Origin of the sequence: Sinosporangium siamense, from assembly GCF_016863435.1 — a bacterium.
Classification (GTDB): Bacteria; Actinomycetota; Actinomycetes; order Streptosporangiales; family Streptosporangiaceae; genus Sinosporangium; species Sinosporangium siamense.
The window spans coordinates 349,322-366,983 of sequence record NZ_BOOW01000018.1; the positions used below are offsets into that span (position 1 = coordinate 349,322).

The 17,662-nt window shown below is 69.2% G+C and carries 13 protein-coding genes; 4 read left to right on the forward strand and 9 right to left on the reverse strand.

Going from position 1 to position 17,662, the window contains the following annotated elements; translation table 11 throughout:
- The first annotated feature begins 347 nt into the window (after positions 1 to 347).
- The 3 genes from Ssi02_RS14850 (at position 348) to Ssi02_RS14860 (ending at position 5,641) form a co-directional block, all read left to right on the forward strand.
- Positions 348 to 3,068: an AAA family ATPase gene (locus Ssi02_RS14850; protein WP_275410680.1), complete on the forward strand. Its 2,721-nt coding sequence runs from the start codon at positions 348 to 350 to the stop codon at positions 3,066 to 3,068.
- A gap of 206 nt (positions 3,069 to 3,274) precedes the next feature.
- Positions 3,275 to 3,829: a DJ-1/PfpI family protein gene (locus tag Ssi02_RS14855; RefSeq protein WP_204025862.1), complete on the forward strand. Its 555-nt coding sequence runs from the start codon at positions 3,275 to 3,277 to the stop codon at positions 3,827 to 3,829.
- Positions 3,830 to 4,201: 372 nt separating this feature from the next.
- Positions 4,202 to 5,641: a S28 family serine protease gene (locus tag Ssi02_RS14860; RefSeq protein WP_239128914.1), complete on the forward strand. Its 1,440-nt coding sequence runs from the start codon at positions 4,202 to 4,204 to the stop codon at positions 5,639 to 5,641.
- 100 nt (positions 5,642 to 5,741) lie between these two features.
- On the opposite strand, the gene Ssi02_RS14865 is transcribed toward Ssi02_RS14860, so the two are convergent.
- The 5 genes from Ssi02_RS14865 to Ssi02_RS14885 are packed head-to-tail and all read right to left on the reverse strand — an operon-like array spanning position 5,742 to position 11,223.
- Positions 5,742 to 7,196 (reverse strand): NAD-dependent succinate-semialdehyde dehydrogenase, encoded by a 1,455-nt coding sequence (locus Ssi02_RS14865; protein ID WP_204025863.1) that lies wholly within the window; start codon positions 7,194 to 7,196, stop codon positions 5,742 to 5,744.
- Entirely contained in the window at positions 7,193 to 8,089 is an 897-nt protein-coding gene (locus Ssi02_RS14870) for an NAD(P)-dependent oxidoreductase (protein ID WP_204025865.1), read from the reverse strand. The genes Ssi02_RS14865 and Ssi02_RS14870 overlap by 4 nt, the downstream gene beginning before the upstream one ends.
- A 13-nt stretch (positions 8,090 to 8,102) precedes the next feature.
- Entirely contained in the window at positions 8,103 to 9,398 is a 1,296-nt protein-coding gene (locus Ssi02_RS14875; RefSeq protein ID WP_204025866.1) for a M24 family metallopeptidase, read from the reverse strand.
- A 27-nt stretch (positions 9,399 to 9,425) separates the two neighbouring features.
- Positions 9,426 to 10,430: a transketolase family protein gene (locus Ssi02_RS14880; protein WP_204025867.1), complete on the reverse strand. Its 1,005-nt coding sequence runs from the start codon at positions 10,428 to 10,430 to the stop codon at positions 9,426 to 9,428.
- Positions 10,423 to 11,223, reverse strand: coding sequence for a thiamine pyrophosphate-binding protein (locus Ssi02_RS14885; protein WP_204025868.1), 801 nt, complete (start codon positions 11,221 to 11,223; stop codon positions 10,423 to 10,425). The genes Ssi02_RS14880 and Ssi02_RS14885 overlap by 8 nt, the downstream gene beginning before the upstream one ends.
- 175 nt (positions 11,224 to 11,398) lie before the next feature.
- Here Ssi02_RS14885 and Ssi02_RS14890 point away from each other — a divergent pair, with 175 nt between their 5' ends.
- Entirely contained in the window at positions 11,399 to 12,565 is a 1,167-nt protein-coding gene (locus tag Ssi02_RS14890) for an MFS transporter (protein WP_204025869.1), read from the forward strand.
- A gap of 23 nt (positions 12,566 to 12,588) precedes the next feature.
- Here the strand turns inward: Ssi02_RS14890 and Ssi02_RS14895 are convergent, their stop codons facing one another.
- The 4 genes from Ssi02_RS14895 to Ssi02_RS14910 are packed head-to-tail and all read right to left on the reverse strand — an operon-like array spanning position 12,589 to position 17,220.
- Entirely contained in the window at positions 12,589 to 13,323 is a 735-nt protein-coding gene (locus tag Ssi02_RS14895) for an ABC transporter ATP-binding protein (protein WP_204025870.1), read from the reverse strand.
- Positions 13,323 to 15,110: a branched-chain amino acid ABC transporter ATP-binding protein/permease gene (locus Ssi02_RS14900; protein ID WP_204025871.1), complete on the reverse strand. Its 1,788-nt coding sequence runs from the start codon at positions 15,108 to 15,110 to the stop codon at positions 13,323 to 13,325. Before Ssi02_RS14900 ends, Ssi02_RS14895 begins: the two co-directional genes overlap by 1 nt.
- Entirely contained in the window at positions 15,107 to 15,991 is an 885-nt protein-coding gene (locus Ssi02_RS14905; protein ID WP_204025874.1) for a branched-chain amino acid ABC transporter permease, read from the reverse strand. The genes Ssi02_RS14900 and Ssi02_RS14905 overlap by 4 nt, the downstream gene beginning before the upstream one ends.
- The gene (locus Ssi02_RS14910; RefSeq protein ID WP_204025876.1) at positions 15,988 to 17,220 is read right to left on the reverse strand and encodes an amino acid ABC transporter substrate-binding protein; all 1,233 of its coding nucleotides are present in this window, start codon (positions 17,218 to 17,220) and stop codon (positions 15,988 to 15,990) included. The genes Ssi02_RS14905 and Ssi02_RS14910 overlap by 4 nt, the downstream gene beginning before the upstream one ends.
- Positions 17,221 to 17,662: the final 442 nt, after the last annotated feature.

Sequence of the window (17,662 nt, forward strand, 5' to 3'; positions counted from 1 at the left end):
TCTGGATATTTTCCACGTCAACATCGGCACCTGGGCGGGCGCGTGAGTTTACTATGGCGATCTCGGCCGGTCAAGTAATTCTTTCCGCGGTCGCATCCGCTTTATCTGCAGTCCGCTTTCATTAAGTCGCTAATGGCGAACCGCGCCACCCCCCCCGCATGCGGTGTCTCCTCCGCGCGGGCCGCTGGGCTGGGAGCCGGGGCTGTAAGAGCATGCTTGATGGACATTCGTCTGGATAGTATGGTGGCCGCGACGGGGTTTACCGGACGGGGTGAGTGCATCGGCGGCGCCGTCCGGCTTTTATTCTGCTGTTTTGCAAGGCCTCTGGGGGAACGAGGCTAATGTCAATGGCATTATGTGGGATAAGTGCTGCATTTGAACGGTTGACCGCCCTCTACACATCGTGCGACCAAGCCAAAGACCGGGTCGTGCTTGTCGACGGGGGAATGGCGGTCGGGAAGACCGAACTGCTGCACGTGTTTTCCGAGCACGTGCGGGAAAACGGCGGGCTGCTGTTAAACGCGACCGGCGCGCGTGCGGAGCGCACGCTGCGCATGGGGCTCATCAGGCAACTCTGCGGCAGCGGCAGGCTGCCGCCCGAGACCTCCGCACGACTGTCGCGGCTCATACGCGCGGACGATCAACCGGGCGGCGATCCGGAAGCCCGCGCGGAACCGGCCGCGGCCATCGGCAGAGCGATCGACAGGGCCGACGCCGAGCTGACGGACATGTTGTGCGCCGCGGTGCTCGAGTTGTCGGCCGATCGTCCGGTGGTGTTGTGCGTCGACGACGTGCACTTCGCGGATGACGCGTCGCTGCAGGCCCTGCTTTATCTGCGCCGGCGCATCTCCTCGGCCGCGGTGATGATGGTCGTGAGTTTCTGGGAACGCCCGCGCAACGACCTCCGCGCCTTCTGTGCGGAGATCACGAGGTTCCCGCACGAGTGGGTCAGGCTGCGTTCGCTGAACCGCGACGAGGTGGCCGACCTGGTGAACCGGCGCATAGACCAGGCCGACACCCGCACGGCCGACCTGTGTTACGCGATGAGCGGCGGAAATCCACTGCTCGTCGACGCCTTAGTCGACGACCACCTCAAAGAGGCGACCGCCGACTACCCGCAGTTCGCCGGCGCCGCCTTGAGCTGCCTCTATCGGTGGGAGGCGGCGATCCTCGACGTCGCACGTGCCGTCGCCGTGTTCGGCGACCACGCGACGATGTCTTACACGGCGCACCTGACCGGCCTCGACGAGGAAACGGTCGACGAGTCGTTGTCGGTCTTGACGGGGGCCGGTCTGCTCGACGGGATGCGGTGGAGGCATATGGGCATGGCCGACACGGTCCTCGCCGACATTCCCCCCGAGACCCTTGGTCAGCTCAATGCCGAGGCCGCCCAGACGCTGCACCGGGACGGAGCATGCGCCCGGGTGATCGCGGAATTCCTCGTGAAAGCCGGCACGGCACAGGCCCTGTGGGCCGTCGAGGCCCTGCGGACGGCGGCCAAGGAGGCACTGCGCGAAAACAACGCACCGGCTGCCGCGCGCTATCTGGAATTGGCTTTGCGGCACGGCGCGGACGTACAAGACCGGTTGCCGATCGCCATGGCGCTCGCCCGCCTGGAATGGCCGGTCGATCCCGCCGCCGCGAAACTGCGGCTGGCTCCTTGGCGCCGGGCGATCGTCGGCGGGCATCTGGCGGGCGCCGACGTCGTCACGGCGCTGAGGACGCTGCTGTGGTTCGGCGACGGAGATTCCGCGGCCAAGGCTCTCACCGCGTTGGGCGGCTCCCTGGAGCCGGGGGCGGCGGCCGGTGTGCGGTCGATGTCGCACCTGGTCTACGGCTCGCCGGACCGGCTGCTGCCACTGGGCGAGGACGCCGGGGCACTCGCGGCCGACTCCAGGCTCAACACCACCAAGGTGCTCGGCACCGCGCTCACCGCCAGGCCGTCGGTGGACATTACCGGAGCAGCCGATTTCCACCTGCGCGGCGACCTCCACGATTCGACTGCCGAAAGTGTGGTCGTGGCGCTGCTCGCCCTGATCCACACCGGCCACACCGGACAGGCGGCAGCCGCGTGCGCGCGTCTCCTCGTTCAGGCGCGCACACGCGGGTCCACCACCTTTCTGGCCTTGCTCGAATGCGTCCAGGCCGAGATCGCGCTGCTTCACGGCGACCTTCCCGGCGCCGCCGAGGGCGCGCGCACGGCGCTGGATCGGCTCGACGCCAGGGGATGGGGGGTCTTCATCGGCTATCCCCTTTCCATCGCCGTGCAGGCCGAGACGGCGATGCACAGATATGAGAATGCCGCCGAGCTGCTTCAGCGGGCGGTTCCCGAGGCGATGCGCCGCACGGTCTTCGGGCTGCGTTATCTCTATGCGCGCGGCCTTTTCACCCTGCACGCGGGCCGCACACCGCAGGCCGTCAACGATCTCGAACGCTGCGGACGGCTGATGCGCGAATGGCGCATCGACGCACCGGCGTTCATTCCGTGGCGCGGCGCCCTCGCCGAGGCCCACATGAAACTCCACCGGCCGCAGATCGCCCACGAGTTGCTCACCAGGCAACTCGCGCTCACCCCGCCGGCCGCGTCACGCACCCGAGGCGTGACGTTGCGCCTGCTCGCCTCGGTGAGCAGGCGCAACGAACGACCGCGCATATTGCGGCAGGCGCTGGAGCAGCTCCGGGCGTCCGGCGACCGTTTCGAAGTCGCCCGTGCGCTTTTCGACTTCAGCCGCGCCTGCACCGAGATCGGCGACGTGGCACAGGCCAGACTGGCCGACCAGCAGGTCGAACGACTCGGCCTCACGGCGGCACGCGATCCCGGGGAGGCCCCGTTGAAGAAAGGCACGCGGCGGCGGACGGCGTCGTTGCTGAGCGAAGCCGAACGCCGGGTGGCCACTCTGGCCGCCCGGGGACGCACCAATCGTGAGATCGGCCGGGAGCTTTACATCACCGTCAGCACAGTGGAGCAGCATTTGACCCGCGTCTATCGCAAACTTCAGGTGAGAAGCCGCACCGATCTGCACCTGGGGCTTTTCCTGGACCCCAAGGCGGCGAACCCGGGAACATAGTCCCCCCGCGGACGTGTCGGCCCGCGGGATATCGGGAAGGTGTTGGTTTCACCTGCGGCGAGGGCCGCGCCCTCAACCGGGGGCGCGCACCCGGACCTCAAACAGACCGGACCTCAAATACACCCCGGACCCCAAAGAGACCCCGGCCCCAAAGAGACCGGACCTTAAAGTGACCCGGAACTCAAAGAGACCATGGAGGATGCGCGATGGCGAAGGTGCTGATCGTCACGGGTGACGCGGCGGAGGATCTTGAGGTCCTCTACCCCTACCAGCGCCTGCTGGAAGAGGGCCACGAGGTCGACATCGCGGCGCCGAGCGCGAAGAAACTCCAGTTCGTGGTGCACGATTTCGTGGACGGGTTCGACACCTACACCGAAAAGCCCGGCCACGCCTGGCCTGCCGACGTGGCCTTCGCCGACGTCGACGCGCCCGCCTACGACGCGCTGGTCGTGCCCGGCGGGCGTGCGCCGGAATACATCCGCAACGACCGCCACTGCCAGGAGATCGTCAGACATTTCGCCGAGGCGGGCAAGCCCATCGCGGCGTTGTGCCACGGGCCGCTCGTGCTGGCCGCCGCCGGGGTGCTGAAGGGGCGGGTGAGCAGCGCCTACCCGGCGTGTGCCCTCGACGTCGAGCACGCCGGCGGCACGTGGGTCGACAGCGAGGCCCACGTGGACGGCAACCTGGTGACGGGCCGCGCCTGGCCCGACCACCCGGCCTGGATGCGAGCCTTCCTCAAGGTGCTCCGCGCCGCCGTCTGACCGCGCGGGAGCACCAGGCGGGAGTACCGCGCGGAAGTACCAGGCGGGAGTGCCGCGTGGGGGTAACACGCGGGAGTAAGGCCACGGAAGCCCGGCCAGCGCCCGGCCGGGCTTTGTCATTTTATTTCCGGACAAACGGATACAACTTCCCCCGGTGTGCCGGAGCCCGCACCGAAAGGCATTCCGCAGGAAGACATGCCGCCCGACCAGCAAGACAAGCCTCCAACCGGTCACGTATTGCCCTTCGACACCGGTATCCCAATGGTAAGGCGGCCGAATGATATGGACAGATGGTATGCACTAGGCCCTTAACCAGCTAATGACCTCGGGATAACGTCGAGCGGAATAGCCACCTAAAGAGGAGTGCTAACCGTGAGCTCTCGGTTTTTGGCCTTGTTAGCCTCGGCGACCGTCGCGGCGACGACTCTCATCGGCCCCACCCTCCCCGCCACCGCTGAAGCCGGCGCTCCCTCAGCCGTGGTGGCCGAGGACGAACTGCTGAACCGCCTGCGTGCCATCCCCGGCCTGACCGTGGTGTCCGAGACCCCCGTCACCGGCTATCGCTTCTTCGTGCTGTCCTTCACCCAGCCGGTCGACCACCGCGACCCCGGTGAGGGCACCTTCCAGCAACGCCTCACCCTGCTCCACCGGGAGGCGACAGCCCCAGTCGTGCTCTTCACCAACGGCTACGGCCTGGCCGTGAACCCGGTGCCCTCCCGCACCGAGCCGACCCGCCTGCTCGACGGCAATCAGCTCTCCGTCGAGCACCGCTTCTTCCGCTCCTCGCGTCCCGACCCCGCCGACTGGGACGACCTGAACATCTGGCAGGAGGCGACCGACGAACACCGCATCGTTCAGGCGTTCAAATCGATCTACAACGCCAAATGGATTCAGACCGGCGGCAGCAAAGGCGGCATGACCTCCGTCTACCATCGCCGCTTCTACCCCGGCGACGTCGACGGAGTCGTCGCCTACGTGGCCCCCAACGACCGGGTGAACCACCACGACCGCGCCTACGACAGGTTCTTCGAAACGGTCGGCGACGCCGCATGCCGTACGGCATTGGAAAACGTGCAGCGTGAGGCGTTGAAACGGCGTGACCGCCTGGTGCCGATGCTGGAGGCGGAGGCGGCTCGCAACGGGCTCACCTTCACAAGGACGCTGGGCACGGCTGACCGGTCATTGGAAATGACGGTGCTCGACACCGCATGGGCCTTCTGGCAATATCTCGGCCCGGCCGACTGCGCCGGTGTGCCGCCGGTGACGGCCACGGACCAGGAGCTTTACGCCTGGATCGACCGGGTCTCGTCGTGGACGTTCTACACCGACCAGGGGATCGACTATTACACGCCCTACTACTACCAGGCGGCCACCCAGTTGGGGTGGGGCGATCTGAAGTTCCCGCACCTGCGTGAGCTGAGGCGTTATCCGGGGCTTTACCAGCCCAACGCGGTGCTTCCGCGTGAGCTCCGCTCCCGGCACGATCCGCGGCCGATGCTCGACGTCGACCGCTGGGTGCGCACGAAGGCGGAGCGCATGCTCTTTGTCAACGGGGAGTTCGACCCGTGGGGCGCGGAGGTGTTCACCCCCAGTAAGCGGGACTCCTACAGCTACACCGCCCCGCAGGCCAACCACGGCGCCAACATCTCCCGGCTGAACCCGGCCGACCGTGACGCGGCCACCGCCACACTCCGGCGCTGGGCCGGTGTGACGGCAGGCGTGGCGGAGCAGAGGACACCTGCCATTCCCGACGACGACATGCGGCCCACCCGCCCACGCCTCAACGGGAACCAAAGCCCCAACGAGAGCTAAAGCCCGAACGGGAACCAAAGCCCCAACGGGAAGCAAGACCCCAACGGGAACTGAAGCCAAACAATGGTGGGGGGAGTCGCCCGGCTCCCCCCACCACGTCTCACCAGTCGGTGGCGATGTACTTCGTCTCGGTGTACTCCAGCATCCCCTCGTGGCCGCCCTCGCGCCCGAGGCCGCTCTCCTTCACCCCGCCGAACGGCGCCGCCGGGTCGGAGACCAGCCCCCGGTTGAGGCCGACCATGCCCGCCTCCAGCTTGCCGGCGACGCGCATGCCCTCACGCAGGTCCGTGGTGTAGAGGTAGGAGACCAGCCCATAGGGAGTGTCGTTGGCCATGCGGATCGCGTCGTCGACGTCGCTGAACCGCACGATGGGCGCCACAGGACCGAAGATCTCCTCGGCCAGGATGACCGACCCCGCGTCGACCCGGTCGAGCACGGTGGGCTCGTAGTAGTAGCCGGTCCGATCGGGCGCCTTGCCACCGGTGCGGATGACCGCCCCCCGGTCCACGGCGTCCTGCACGAGTTCGTCGACCTTGCCGCGCGCCGACTCGTTGACGAGCGGCCCGAGTTCGGTGGACTCCTCCAGGCCAGGTCCCATCCGTACGGCCTGCATGGCCTCGGCGAACTTGCGGCTGAACTCCTCGGCGACAGACTCGTGCACATAGAACCGGTTGGCCGCGGTGCACGCCTCGCCGCCGTTGCGCATCTTGGCGATCATCGCGCCCTCCACCGCCGCGTCGAGGTCGGCGTCGGCGAGCACGAGGAAGGGCGCGTTGCCGCCGAGCTCCATGGACGAGCTGATCACGCGCTCGGCCGCCTGCCTGAGCAGCACCCGGCCGACCTCGGTCGACCCGGTGAAGGAGAGCTTCCGTACGGCGGGCTGGTCGAGCAGCGCCGTGACGACCTTGCTGGAGCGGTCGGCGGGCACGACGTTGACGACACCGGGCGGCGCACCGGCCTCCAGCATGAGCGCGCCGACGGCCAGTGCCGTGAGCGGCGTGTCGCTGGCGGGCTTGAGCACGACCGAGCAGCCGGCCGCCAGAGCCGGGCCGATCTTGCGGGTCGCCATGGCCGCGGGGTAGTTCCACGGGGTGATCAGGACGGCGACGCCGATCGGCACCCGGTCGACCACGATGCGGTAACCACCCGAAGGCGCGGTTTGGATCGTTCCGGCGAGCCGGACCGCCTCCTCGGAGAACCAGCGGAAGAACTCTGCGGCGTAGTTCACCTCGGCACGCGCGTCGGCGAGGGCTTTGCCGTTCTCGGCGCTGATGAGCGCGGCGAACTCCTCGCGGCGCTCGATCATCAGCTCATAGGCCCGGCGGAGTACGGCGGAGCGCACGCGGGGCGGTGTGTCGGCCCAGCCCGGCAGGGCGCGTGACGCGGCGTCCACCGCCGCCACGGCGTCCTCGGGGGTCGCGGAGGCGACGTTTGCGAAGACCTCGGTGGTGGCCGGGTCGACGACCGAGATGCGGCGGCCGTCGCTCGCGGGCACCCACGCCCCGTCGATCAGCAGCTCGGTGGGGCAGCGCTCAAGCGCCTGCTTAAGACTCACTTGTCTTCCCCTTTCAGGGCGGAGATCTTGGCCTGCACCGCGTACAGCGACAGCAGGTCGTCATCACCGTGGCCGAGGCCGACGGCGGCCTGGATGGCCTGGTGCACGGTGGCGCCGACCGGCATCGGCACCTCTTCCCGCCGGGCGGCGGCCAGGCCGAGGTCGAAGTCCTTGCGCAGCAACGTGGCGGTGAAGGTCGGGGTGAAGTCGAGCGCCACCAGGTCGGGGGTGCGCTTGCGCACCCAGTCGGAGGCGAGCACCGTGCCGTTGAGGAACTCAAGGAAGTTGGCCCGGGGCACCCCGGCCTTCTCGGCGAGGGTGGTGACCTCGGCGAGGGCCTGCACCATCATGCCGAGGTAGAGGTTGTGCGCGAGCTTGACGAGCCGCGCCTGCTCCTCCTCTCCGGCCCAGACCGCGACCTTGCCGAGCACATTCAGGAAGGGCTCGACCGCGTCGAACACCTCACGCGGCCCGGAGGCGATCAGGCAGGCGCCGCCCTCGGCGACGACGTGCGCGTTGCCGCTGACCGGCGAGGCGAGGAACGCCACACCGAGTTCCGCCGCCCGCTCCCTGACCAGGGCGGAGCTCTCCGCGGAGACGGTCGAGCAGTCGACGACCACCTTCGGCCGGAGGTCGCCCGACAGCAGGCCGTTCGCCCCGATGACGACCTCTTCCAGGTCCTTGGAAGCCGAGACGCAGATGAAGACGACGTCGTTGCCGGCGAGTTCCGGGATGGTGTCGACGACGGTCGCGCCCGCCGCGGCGATCGGGTCGGTCTTGCTCTTGGTGCGGTTCCACACCGTCACCGGGTGCCCGGCGTCCAGCAGGCGGTGCGCCGCGGCGGCTCCCATCCTGCCGGTGCCGAGCCAGCCCACGGTCTTCAAATCGATCATCTTCAGGTTCTCCTCACTGCCCGAACTCAAGGCCGGTCCAATAACGGGTGCCCGCCACATACAGCTGGTCGGCCGGGAAGCGGGTCAGCAGCTCGCACCCGTTCGCGGTGACCACGACCTCCTCCTCGATGCGTGCCGCCGCGCTGCCGTCGGGGGTCGGCCAGTAGGTCTCGATCGCGAACACCATGCCCTCGTGGAGGGTGATCGGGTGGTCGAAGGAGTGCAGGCGGCTCATCAGCGGGCGTTCCCAGTTGGACAGGCCCAGGCCGTGGCAGTACTGGAGCCCGAACGCCTCCTCCTCGGTGGCGTAGCCGAACTCCTGGGCGGCGGGGAAGTGCCGGACCACGTCCGCGCTGGTGGCGCCGGGGCGGATCTCGGAGATGGCGCCGTCCATGAACTCCCGGGCACGCCGGTAGGCCTCGCGCTGCGCCGGGCTCGCGCCGCCGACGTTGAGGGTGCGGTAGTAGCAGGTGCGGTAGCCGTTGAAGGAGTGGATGATGTCGAAGTAGGCGGTGTCTCCGGGGCGGATCAGCCGGTCGGAGAACACGTGGGGGTGGGGGCTGCAGCGCTCGCCGGAGATGGAGTTGACCGCCTCGACCTCTTCCGAGCCGTGCTCGTAGAGGTAGCGGTTGACGAGGGCGACGAGGTCGTTTTCGCGGATGCCGGGGCGCAGAGCGCGGTAGAGCTCCTCGTAGGCGCCGTCGACCAGGGCGGCGGAGTGGTCGAGCAGGGCGATCTCGTCGGGGGTCTTGATCTGGCGGACCTCCTGCATGAAGCCGTGCCCGTCCTCGATGTGCAGCCCTTCGGCCTCTAGGGCGCGCAGGACCGGGAGTTCGACGACGTCGACGCCGATCGCTTCGCCGGCCAGGCCGTTGTCGCGCAGGATGCCGGCGATGCGGGCGGCGTTGCCGCGTTCGATGCCGACCTCGACGGGGATGGAGCCGCGCCAGCTGGACAGGCCGGCCTGCCAGCTGGCGGCGTCGAACCAGTCGGCGTGGCGCTGGTGGGTGCGGGCGGCCGAGCCGATGTCCCACAGGATCGGGTCGTGGCCGCGCATGACCAGCACGCAGCGGAACAGCTTGTCGCGGGCCCAGTTCCCGATGTGCGTCGCGGTGGTGTAGCGGACGTTGTTCATGTCGAAGAGGATCAGCGCGCCGAGGTGGGAGGTCTCCAGGGCGGCCTGGACCTTGGCGAAGCGCTCACGGCGCAGCCGGTCGAAGTCGACCCGGCGTTCCCAGTCGACCGCCATGCTCGCACCGGGTGAGGCGATCGGGGTGGACTGCTGGTTGGCGGCGTAGTTGAGGGTCAACGCACTCTCCTCTTATGATTCGGTGCTTTACACCGGTGCATATTCACCGCTGTCGGCGCTCGCCGCGGTCGCGACCGGCGGCGCGTCCCCGCGCCCGAGTGCGTCCCAGGCGGCGTCGACGATGTCCTGCGTGGACAGGCCGTACTTCCGGAAGAGGTGCGGCGCCGACTTCGCCCCCTCGGCGAAGGTGTCGCCGATCCCGACCCGCCGCAGCGGCCGCGCGAGCCCGGCCTCGGCGAGCGTCTCGGCCACCGCGCTGCCGAGGCCGCCCACCACCGTGTGGTTCTCCGCGGTCACCACGGCGCGCACGTCACGCGCCACCGCCTCGACGGTGCTCGTGTCGAACGGCTTGACCACGGGCGCGTTGACGAGCGTGACCCCCACCCCGGCGTCGCGCAGCGCCTCGGCGGCCGACAAAGCGGAGGAGAGCATCATGCCGTTGGCGATGATCGCCACATCCCCACCCGACTGGAGCACCTGGGCGTGACGCAGGGAGAACTCGTGGTCGTCGCCGAAGACGACCGGGATCTCACCCCGCTTGAGCCGCAGATAGACCGGACCCGGGAGATCGACGATCTGCCGGACCACCTGCCGGATCTCCACCGCGTCCGCCATATCGATCACGGTCATGCCGGGCAGGGCGCGCATGATGGCGACGTCCTCGATCGCCTGGTGGCTCGGCCCGCCGGGGCTGGACACCCCCGGCATGAACCCGACGATCCGCACCGGCAGCCTCGGATAGGCGATCGCGTTGACGATCTGGTCGAACGGCCGCCGCGTCGCGAACACCCCGAAGGTGTGCACGAACGGCACAAGCCCGCGCCTGGCCATCGCCCCGGCGATGCCCATCATGTTCGCCTCGGCCATGCCGGTGTTGACGAACCGCTCGGGGATCTCGTCGCGGAACAGGTCGACCTCGCACTGACGGGTCAGGTCGCCCGACAGGCAGACCACGTCCTCGCGCTCCCGGGCCAGCTCCAGCAGGGCGGTGCCGTACGGCTTGAGCACGGTGGGATAGGGCGGCTTACGCAAGACGGCTCTCCAGTTCGCGCACGGCCGCGTCGGCCAGCTCCGGCGGAAGCTTGATGAAGTGCCCGTCGGCGTCCTCCGGCAGGCAGGCCAGCCCGTGCCGGGTCGAGGTGCGGGCGACGACGATGCTCGGCCTGGGATCCAGGGCCGCCTCGCCGAGAGCGTGGGCGAGCCGGGCGACGTCGTGACCGTCGACGTCGGCGGCGTGCCAGCCGAACGCCTCCCACTTGGCCGCGATCGGCTCAAGCGTGGTGATCTGCGAGACCGGCCCGTCCACCTGCGAGTCGTTGGCATCGAGGAGTACGGTGACCGCGCCCAGCCCGTGATGAGCGGCGAACATCGCCGCCTCCCACGTCTGACCCTCCTCCAGTTCGCCGTCGCTGGCGATGACGAAGACCCGTCGGCCGGCCTCGCCCTTGATGCGGTCGGCGAGGGCGAAACCCAGCCCGGCCGACAGCCCCTGGGAGAGGGAGCCGCAGGTCAGGTCCACCCCCGGGGAGGTCTCGGTGCCGATGGCCTCAAGATCGGAGTCGTCCTGCCCGTAGGTGGCGAGGACCTCCTCGGGGAGCTGCCCGACCTCAACGGCGGCGGCGTAGGCCGCGATGATGTAATGGCCGGGAGAGACGACCAGCCGGTCGTGGTCCGGCCGGTAGGCGCAGGTGTAAAGCGCCGCGAAGGTCTCGGCCGACGACAACGCCTGGCCCAGGTAGCCGAAGCCTTGGGGAGCGACCATCCGCACCGCCCGCAAACGCAGCCGATCGGCGAACCGGCGCATCCCCTCCTCGGACGTGGTCATCGCTATCCCTCCTTTGGCTAATTGGCCTGGCCAATTGTGACTGCCTGCGGCATGCGCGTCAAGAGCCGGGGGCCGCCTTGACCGGGACTTCTACCATGTGGTCAGACTGTGGCATGGCCAATTTGCCGGACCTGGTCAGACGTGCATCTCCCGCCCCCCGGACGAGGACGGTTCTGTGAGCTTGACTCCACGCGCACTGCGCCTGCTGGAGGCGGCCGCCTTCACCAGTTCCTTCGACAGGTTCGTGATCGCCCCCATGCTGGCGGCCATCGCCGTCGGCACCGGCTCCACCCTGACCGCCGCCGCGCAGGTCGCGAGCGTCTACTTCCTGGCCTACGGCCTTATGCAGGCCGTCTGGGGCCCGGTCTCCGAACGCCTCGGCCGCCGCCGCACCCTGCGCCTGTCCCTCGCCCTCGCCGCCGCCGGGGGCCTCGGCGCCGCCCTGTCGACCGGGCTGGAGATGCTCACCCTCAGCCGGGCGCTCACCGGCGCCGCCTTCGCCGCCGCGGTGCCCGGCGGCATCGTCTATGTCGGCGACACCACCCCCTTCGAACAGCGGCAACGCCCCCTCACCAGGCTCATGACCGCCGCCGCCGTCGGCCTCGCCCTCGCCTCCGTCCTCGGCGCCGCGGCAGCCGAATACCTCCACTGGCGCGCGGCCTTCGCCGTCACCGCCGTGACCGCCGCGGTCCTGGCCTACGCCCTGCGCACACTGCCCGAACCCGGCGACCTCCCCCGGCAGAGGAAAGGCGCCCTCAAAGCCATCGCCACCGTCCTCGGCGACCGGTGGGCACTGCTCGTGCTCGTCCTCGTCTTCGTCGAGGGCATGGTGCTGCTCGGCGCCGTCACCTTCCTTCCCATCGCGCTCATCGCCAACGGCGTCCCGGACACAGCTGCCGGCCTCATCTCCGCCGCGTACGGCATAGCCGTCCTGTTGTCCGCCGGACTCGTCCGCCGGGCGAGCCGCCGCATGTCCGCCGCCGCCCTCATCGCCACCGGCACCACCTGCGGCCTCGCGGCCACGGCACTGCTCGCCTACTCCCAAGGAGTCGCCGCCGTCCTCATCGGCGGCGCACTCCTCGGTGCGGCCTGGGCGTTCGTGCACTCCACCCTGCAGACCTGGATCACCGACGTGGTGCCCCACGCCCGCGCCACCGCCGTCGGCCTCTTCGCCGGCGCCCTGTTCGTCGGCAGCGCCGCCGCCACGGCGGCCGGCTCCCTCCTCGCCGCGGGCGGCGACTACCGCACGCTGTTCACCGCGGCGGCGGCCCTCCTCGCCCCCATGGGCCTCGCCGCCGTCCTCGGCCGCCGCCGCTACGGCGGGAGCCGGAGCGGCGGCTAGGAGGCGGCTGTGCCGTACTCGGGTCACGTGGTGGTGGTGGACGTGGAGACGGCGCCGCCGAAGTAGAGGGCGGCGATCTCCGGGTTGTTGAGGACGGACTCCGCCGGGCCGGTGAGCAGCACGCGGCCGCTCTCCATCACGATGCCCTCGGTGGCGATGCGCAGGCCGAACCGCACGTTCTGCTCCACCAGCAGGACGGCCTTGCCCTGGGCGCGCATCAGTTCGACCGACTCGTGGAGCTGGCCGAGGGCGAGCGGGTCGAGGCCGAGGGAGGGTTCGTCGAGCAGCACCAGTTTCGGCTGGAGCATGAGGCAGCGGGCGAACTCCACCATGCGGCGCTGCCCGCCTGACAGGTTGCCCGCCTTGTCCTTGGTGCGCGCCGCTATCGCGGGGAACAGCGTGAGGACCTCGTCGTAGCGGCTCCGCACGAGTGCCCGCTCGCCGCGGATCACATAGGCGCCCATCAGGATGTTCTCCCGCACGGTCAGGTTGGGGAACACGCCGCCGACCTGCGGCACCTGGGAGACCCCGGCTTTGAGGATCTCGGCCGCGGACAGGTCGTGCAGGGCCCGGCCGTCGAGCGTGATCGTGCCCGAGCGGGGCTGGAGCAGTCCGCTGACCGTGCGCAGCACGGTGGACTTGCCCGCGCCGTTCGGCCCGACGATGCACGCCACGTGGCCGGGTTCGACCGACAGGGTCACGCCCTGCAATACGTTGCCTCCGCCGTACCCGGCGACCACGTCGGTGAGCGTGAGCATCAGCGGCCTCCGTTGGTGGATTCGAGCAGGTAGTCGTCGCCGAGGTACGCCTCGACCACACGGGGGTCGCGCTGGATCTCCTGCGGTGTGCCCTCGGCGAGGCAGCGGCCCTGGGCCAGCACGCGGATGGGGTCGCACAGGCCGAGCACGAACGGCATGTTGTGCTCGACCAGCAGGAACGTCTTGCCGTCGGCGTTCAGCTCGCGGATGAGCGAGCCCATGCGCTCGATCAGCGTCGGGTTGATGCCGCCGGCCGGCTCGTCGAGCAGGATCAGGCGGGGGTCGAGCACCAGGATCTGGGCGAGTTCGACCAGCTTCTGCTGCCCGTAGGAGAGTTGCCCGGCCGGGTGGTCGCGATAGGCGCCCATGCCGACGAAGTCGAGCAGCTCCTGCGCCTTGGCCGCCTCGGCGCCGCTGACGCCGTCCAGCCGGAGTTGTCCGAAGGAGAAGTCGCGCAGCGGCGCCACCACGTTCTCCAAAGCCGTCATCTCGTTGAACAGGCGTGTGGTCTGGAAAGTACGGCCCAAGCCCAGATGAGCTCGTGACCATGGCGGCAGCCGGTCGATGCGCCTGCCGTCCAGCCAGATCTCGCCGCCGTCGCCCTCCATCGAGCCGCCGATGAGGTTGAACACGGTGGTCTTGCCCGAGCCGTTCGGGCCGATCAGACCGGTGATGCTGCCCTCGGGCACCGTGAACGAGCAGCCGTCCACGGCGCGCAGCCCGCCGAAGCTCTTCGCGAGCCCCTTGACCTCCAGCAGCACCTTCCCGCTCGGCGCGGGCGCGGCGGGGGGAGGCGGGCGTTCCGCGATCTCCAGCCGTGCCCCGGTCAGCCCCGCAGTGCCGCGGGTGCGGCGGCGGGCCGGCAGGCCGGCGACGGTGGGCAGGATGCCGCGCGGGAGCAGCAGCACGAGCAGCACCAGCAGGGCGCCGAACAGCAGCAGTCGCACGTTGCCGCCGCCGAACTCGTTGTTGGCGACCGCGTTGACCGGCTCGATGATGAAGGCCCCGAGCACGGGACCGAAGAGGGTGCCGCGCCCGCCGAGGATGAGCGACAGGACGATCTGGACGCTGACCAGGATGGTGAACATGCCGATCGGGTCGACGAACGTGAGGTAGTAGCCGTAGACGGCGCCCGCCATGCCGACGAACAGGGCACTGGCGCCGAAGGCGAGGAGTTTGTAGACGGGGGCGTTGACGCCGATGGTGCCGGCCTTGTCCTCGTCCTCGCGGATGGCGATGAGGCCCATGCCGAACTTGGTGCGGCGGATCCACCACGACATGACCAGCGAGAGGGCGAGCAGCACCACGAGGGCGAGGTGGAAGGGCCAGTTGCCGAGAGCCGGGTCCCAGTCCGGCAGCGGCATCGTGATGCCGGCCGAGCCGTTGGTGAGGGAGGTCCAGTTGGTGGCGACGAACTGCACGAGGAACAGGAACGCGATGGTGATGATGACGAACGACGGACCCCGGGAGCGGAACGTCACCAGCCCGAGCAGCATCGCGACCGCCGCGGCCACGACTCCGGCCAGCGGCACCCAGACGAACGGGGAGACGTCCACGTGCTGGGAGAGGATGGCGCAGACGTAGGCGCCGATGCCGAGGAAGGCACCCTGGCCGAGGGAGATGTAGCCGGTGTATCCGGTGATCACATTGAGGCCGGCCGCGCTGATCGCGAAGACCAGCGAGAGGATCACCATGTTCTGGTAGTAGAGGTTGTCGGTCAGCGCCGGAAAGAAGGTGATGACCGCGGCGACGACGCCGATCGCGACGGTGTACGGCGAGAGCCTCATGCCGGCGCCACATCCTCTCGCAGGCGGGTGCCCATGAGGCCCTGGGGGCGGACCAGCAGCACGATGAAGATCACCAGGAACGGCACAGCCGTCGTCCACTCAGGACCGATGTATGAGCTGGCCATGACCTCGGCCACGCCGATCAGCAGCGCCCCCACGACCGCGCCTGGCAGGCTGCCGAGGCCGCCGAGCACGACGATGGCGAGCAGGCGGGCGATCCACTGGTAGTGCGAGCCGGGGAGGAAGGGATAGAGCATGCCCATGATCGAGCCGCCCATCCCGGCCCCGGCGACGCCCAGGGCGAAGGTCATCGCCGCGACCGAGCTCACCGAGACGCCGACCAGCCGGGCGCCCGGCTCGTTGACGGAGCTAGCCCGGATGGCGCGGCCGAGCCAGGTGCGCTGCATGATCAGGTAGAGAGCGGCGAGCACGGCGAGTGCGAGGAGCCCGCCGTAGACCTGGACCTCGGGGATGTAGAGACCCGCGAGGGTGAAGGACTCGTCAGCGTAGGAGGGGCGGATCGAGTGTGAGGTGTTGCCCCACACCACGCCCATGAGGCCCTCAAGGAGCAGGGCGACGCCGAAGGTGAGCAGCACGGTCGTGGTGATGGGGGCGGTGCGCACAGGGCGCAGCGCCACCAGGTAGACCAGCCATCCGACGCCGAACATGACCGCGGCCACCACGACGGTGAGCAGCAGCGGGTCCAGGCCGCTCCACCGCCACAACGTGTAGGCGAGGAATGCGCCGGTCAGGATGAACGCGCCGTGGGCGATGTTGATGACCCTCATGACGCCGAAGACGAGGGTGAGGCCTGAGGCGAGCAGCGCGTAGACGCCGCCGGTGAGTATCCCGAGGACGAGGATCTGGAGGAAGGAGGTCACAGGTCGCCTCCGCCGTACCGCACGAGGCGTTTGCTGGTGGCGACCTCGGGCGGGAGCACGATCTCGGCTTTGCCGTTCTGCCACTGCCCGACCAGGTATTCGCCGGTCGGCCTGCCCGCCTTGTCCCAGCTCAGGGTGCCGAGGATGGTGTCGACCTTGTTGGCGTGCAGCCAGTCGGCCAGTGCCTTCTGGTCCTCGATGCCGCCGACCCCCTTGACCGCGGCGGCGACCACCTCGGCCGCGGCGAAACCGTCGGCGGCGTCCTCGGTGGGTTCCTCCTTGAACAGTTCACGATATTTCGCGACGAAGGCGGCGTTGCCGGGGGTCTCGGCGACCTCGTTCCAGCTGGTGGAGTAGAACATGCCCTCGGTGGCCTTCTGCCCTACACCGTCGAGGTACTGCTTGCCAAAGGCGGGCGCCTGGCTCTGATAGATCAGCTTGGGCTTGAAGTTGGCACGTTCCATCGCACGGACGAACGTGACGCCGTCCTCGAACACAGAGCCGTGCACGACGGCGTCGGCGCCGCTGGCGGCCACGGCGTTGACGATCGAGTCGAGGTTCTTGGTGCCCAGCGGATAGACCTCCTTGTAGGCGGTCTGGATGCCCGCCGCGGTCAGGATCTTCTCGACGCCGTCGGCCACCGACTTGGAGAAGGGATCGTCGACGCTGGGATAGGCGACCTTCCTGGGGCGTTTGTCGGCGGGGAGGGAGGCGACCCACTTCGCCCAGACGGCGCCCTGATAGTCGGTGGTGGCCTGCTGGGAGAAGAACAGATAGGTGAAGCCGCGTTCGAAGAGTTCAGGGGCGCCTCCGGCCGGTTCGACATAGAGCATGCGGTTGCGCTCGGCGATGGCGGAGGCGGGGAGGTTGAGCAGGGAGGACTGGGTGCCGAGCAGCAGGTCGACCTTGTCCTGGGCGATGAGGGCGTTGTAGTCGGTGACGACGGTGTTCTGGTTGGTCGCGTCGTCCTTGACGATGATCTCGACCTGGCGGCCGAGGAGACCGCCGTTCTGGTTGGTGAGCGCCACCCAGGTCTGGTAGCCCTTCTGGGTGGCTTGGCCGGCCTCGCTGAACTCCCCGGTGAGGGGGAGGGAGGAGCCGATCTTGATGGGGCCGTCACCGCCGCCGCTGGAGGCGCCCTGGCCGCAGGCGGCGGTGAGAAGGAGCGCGGCTGCCGCTGCCGAGCACAGCCGAAGGCGTGAATGCCGATATTTCCGTAGTTGCGTCACTTGTCCGCCTCTCCGGGGGGAATCCAGGAAAACGCGTGGGACATGCGGGTCGCCGGTCGCCGGGCCGCGTATGAGGCTGTGGATACGGGCCCGTGCGGGATATCGGTGTGCGCTCGCCGGACAGTCCGGGACTTGTGGTCCGATCGGCTCTCCGGGAGCGTCGGGGAGTTTCCGTACGGAGGGAACCGGTGTGCTGCCGGTCCGGGGACCCCGGGCGTATTCCGGGGCCTTCACCGAGGTGGGCCGGGGGCCTGAGCTGTGGCCGGCGGTCGTCTCGGTCGCGAGCGTGCGGGGGCCGGCCGGCCGGGGTGGCCGGTCGGTCCAGTGGACAACTGGCTTTGCCACCTGACAGTAAGCCGCACTTTTCCGTCACGTCAACAGTGCGCCCGCCGTCACCTCACGATCGGGGCTGCGGTTCGTGTGATCGCCGGGCGAACAGGGC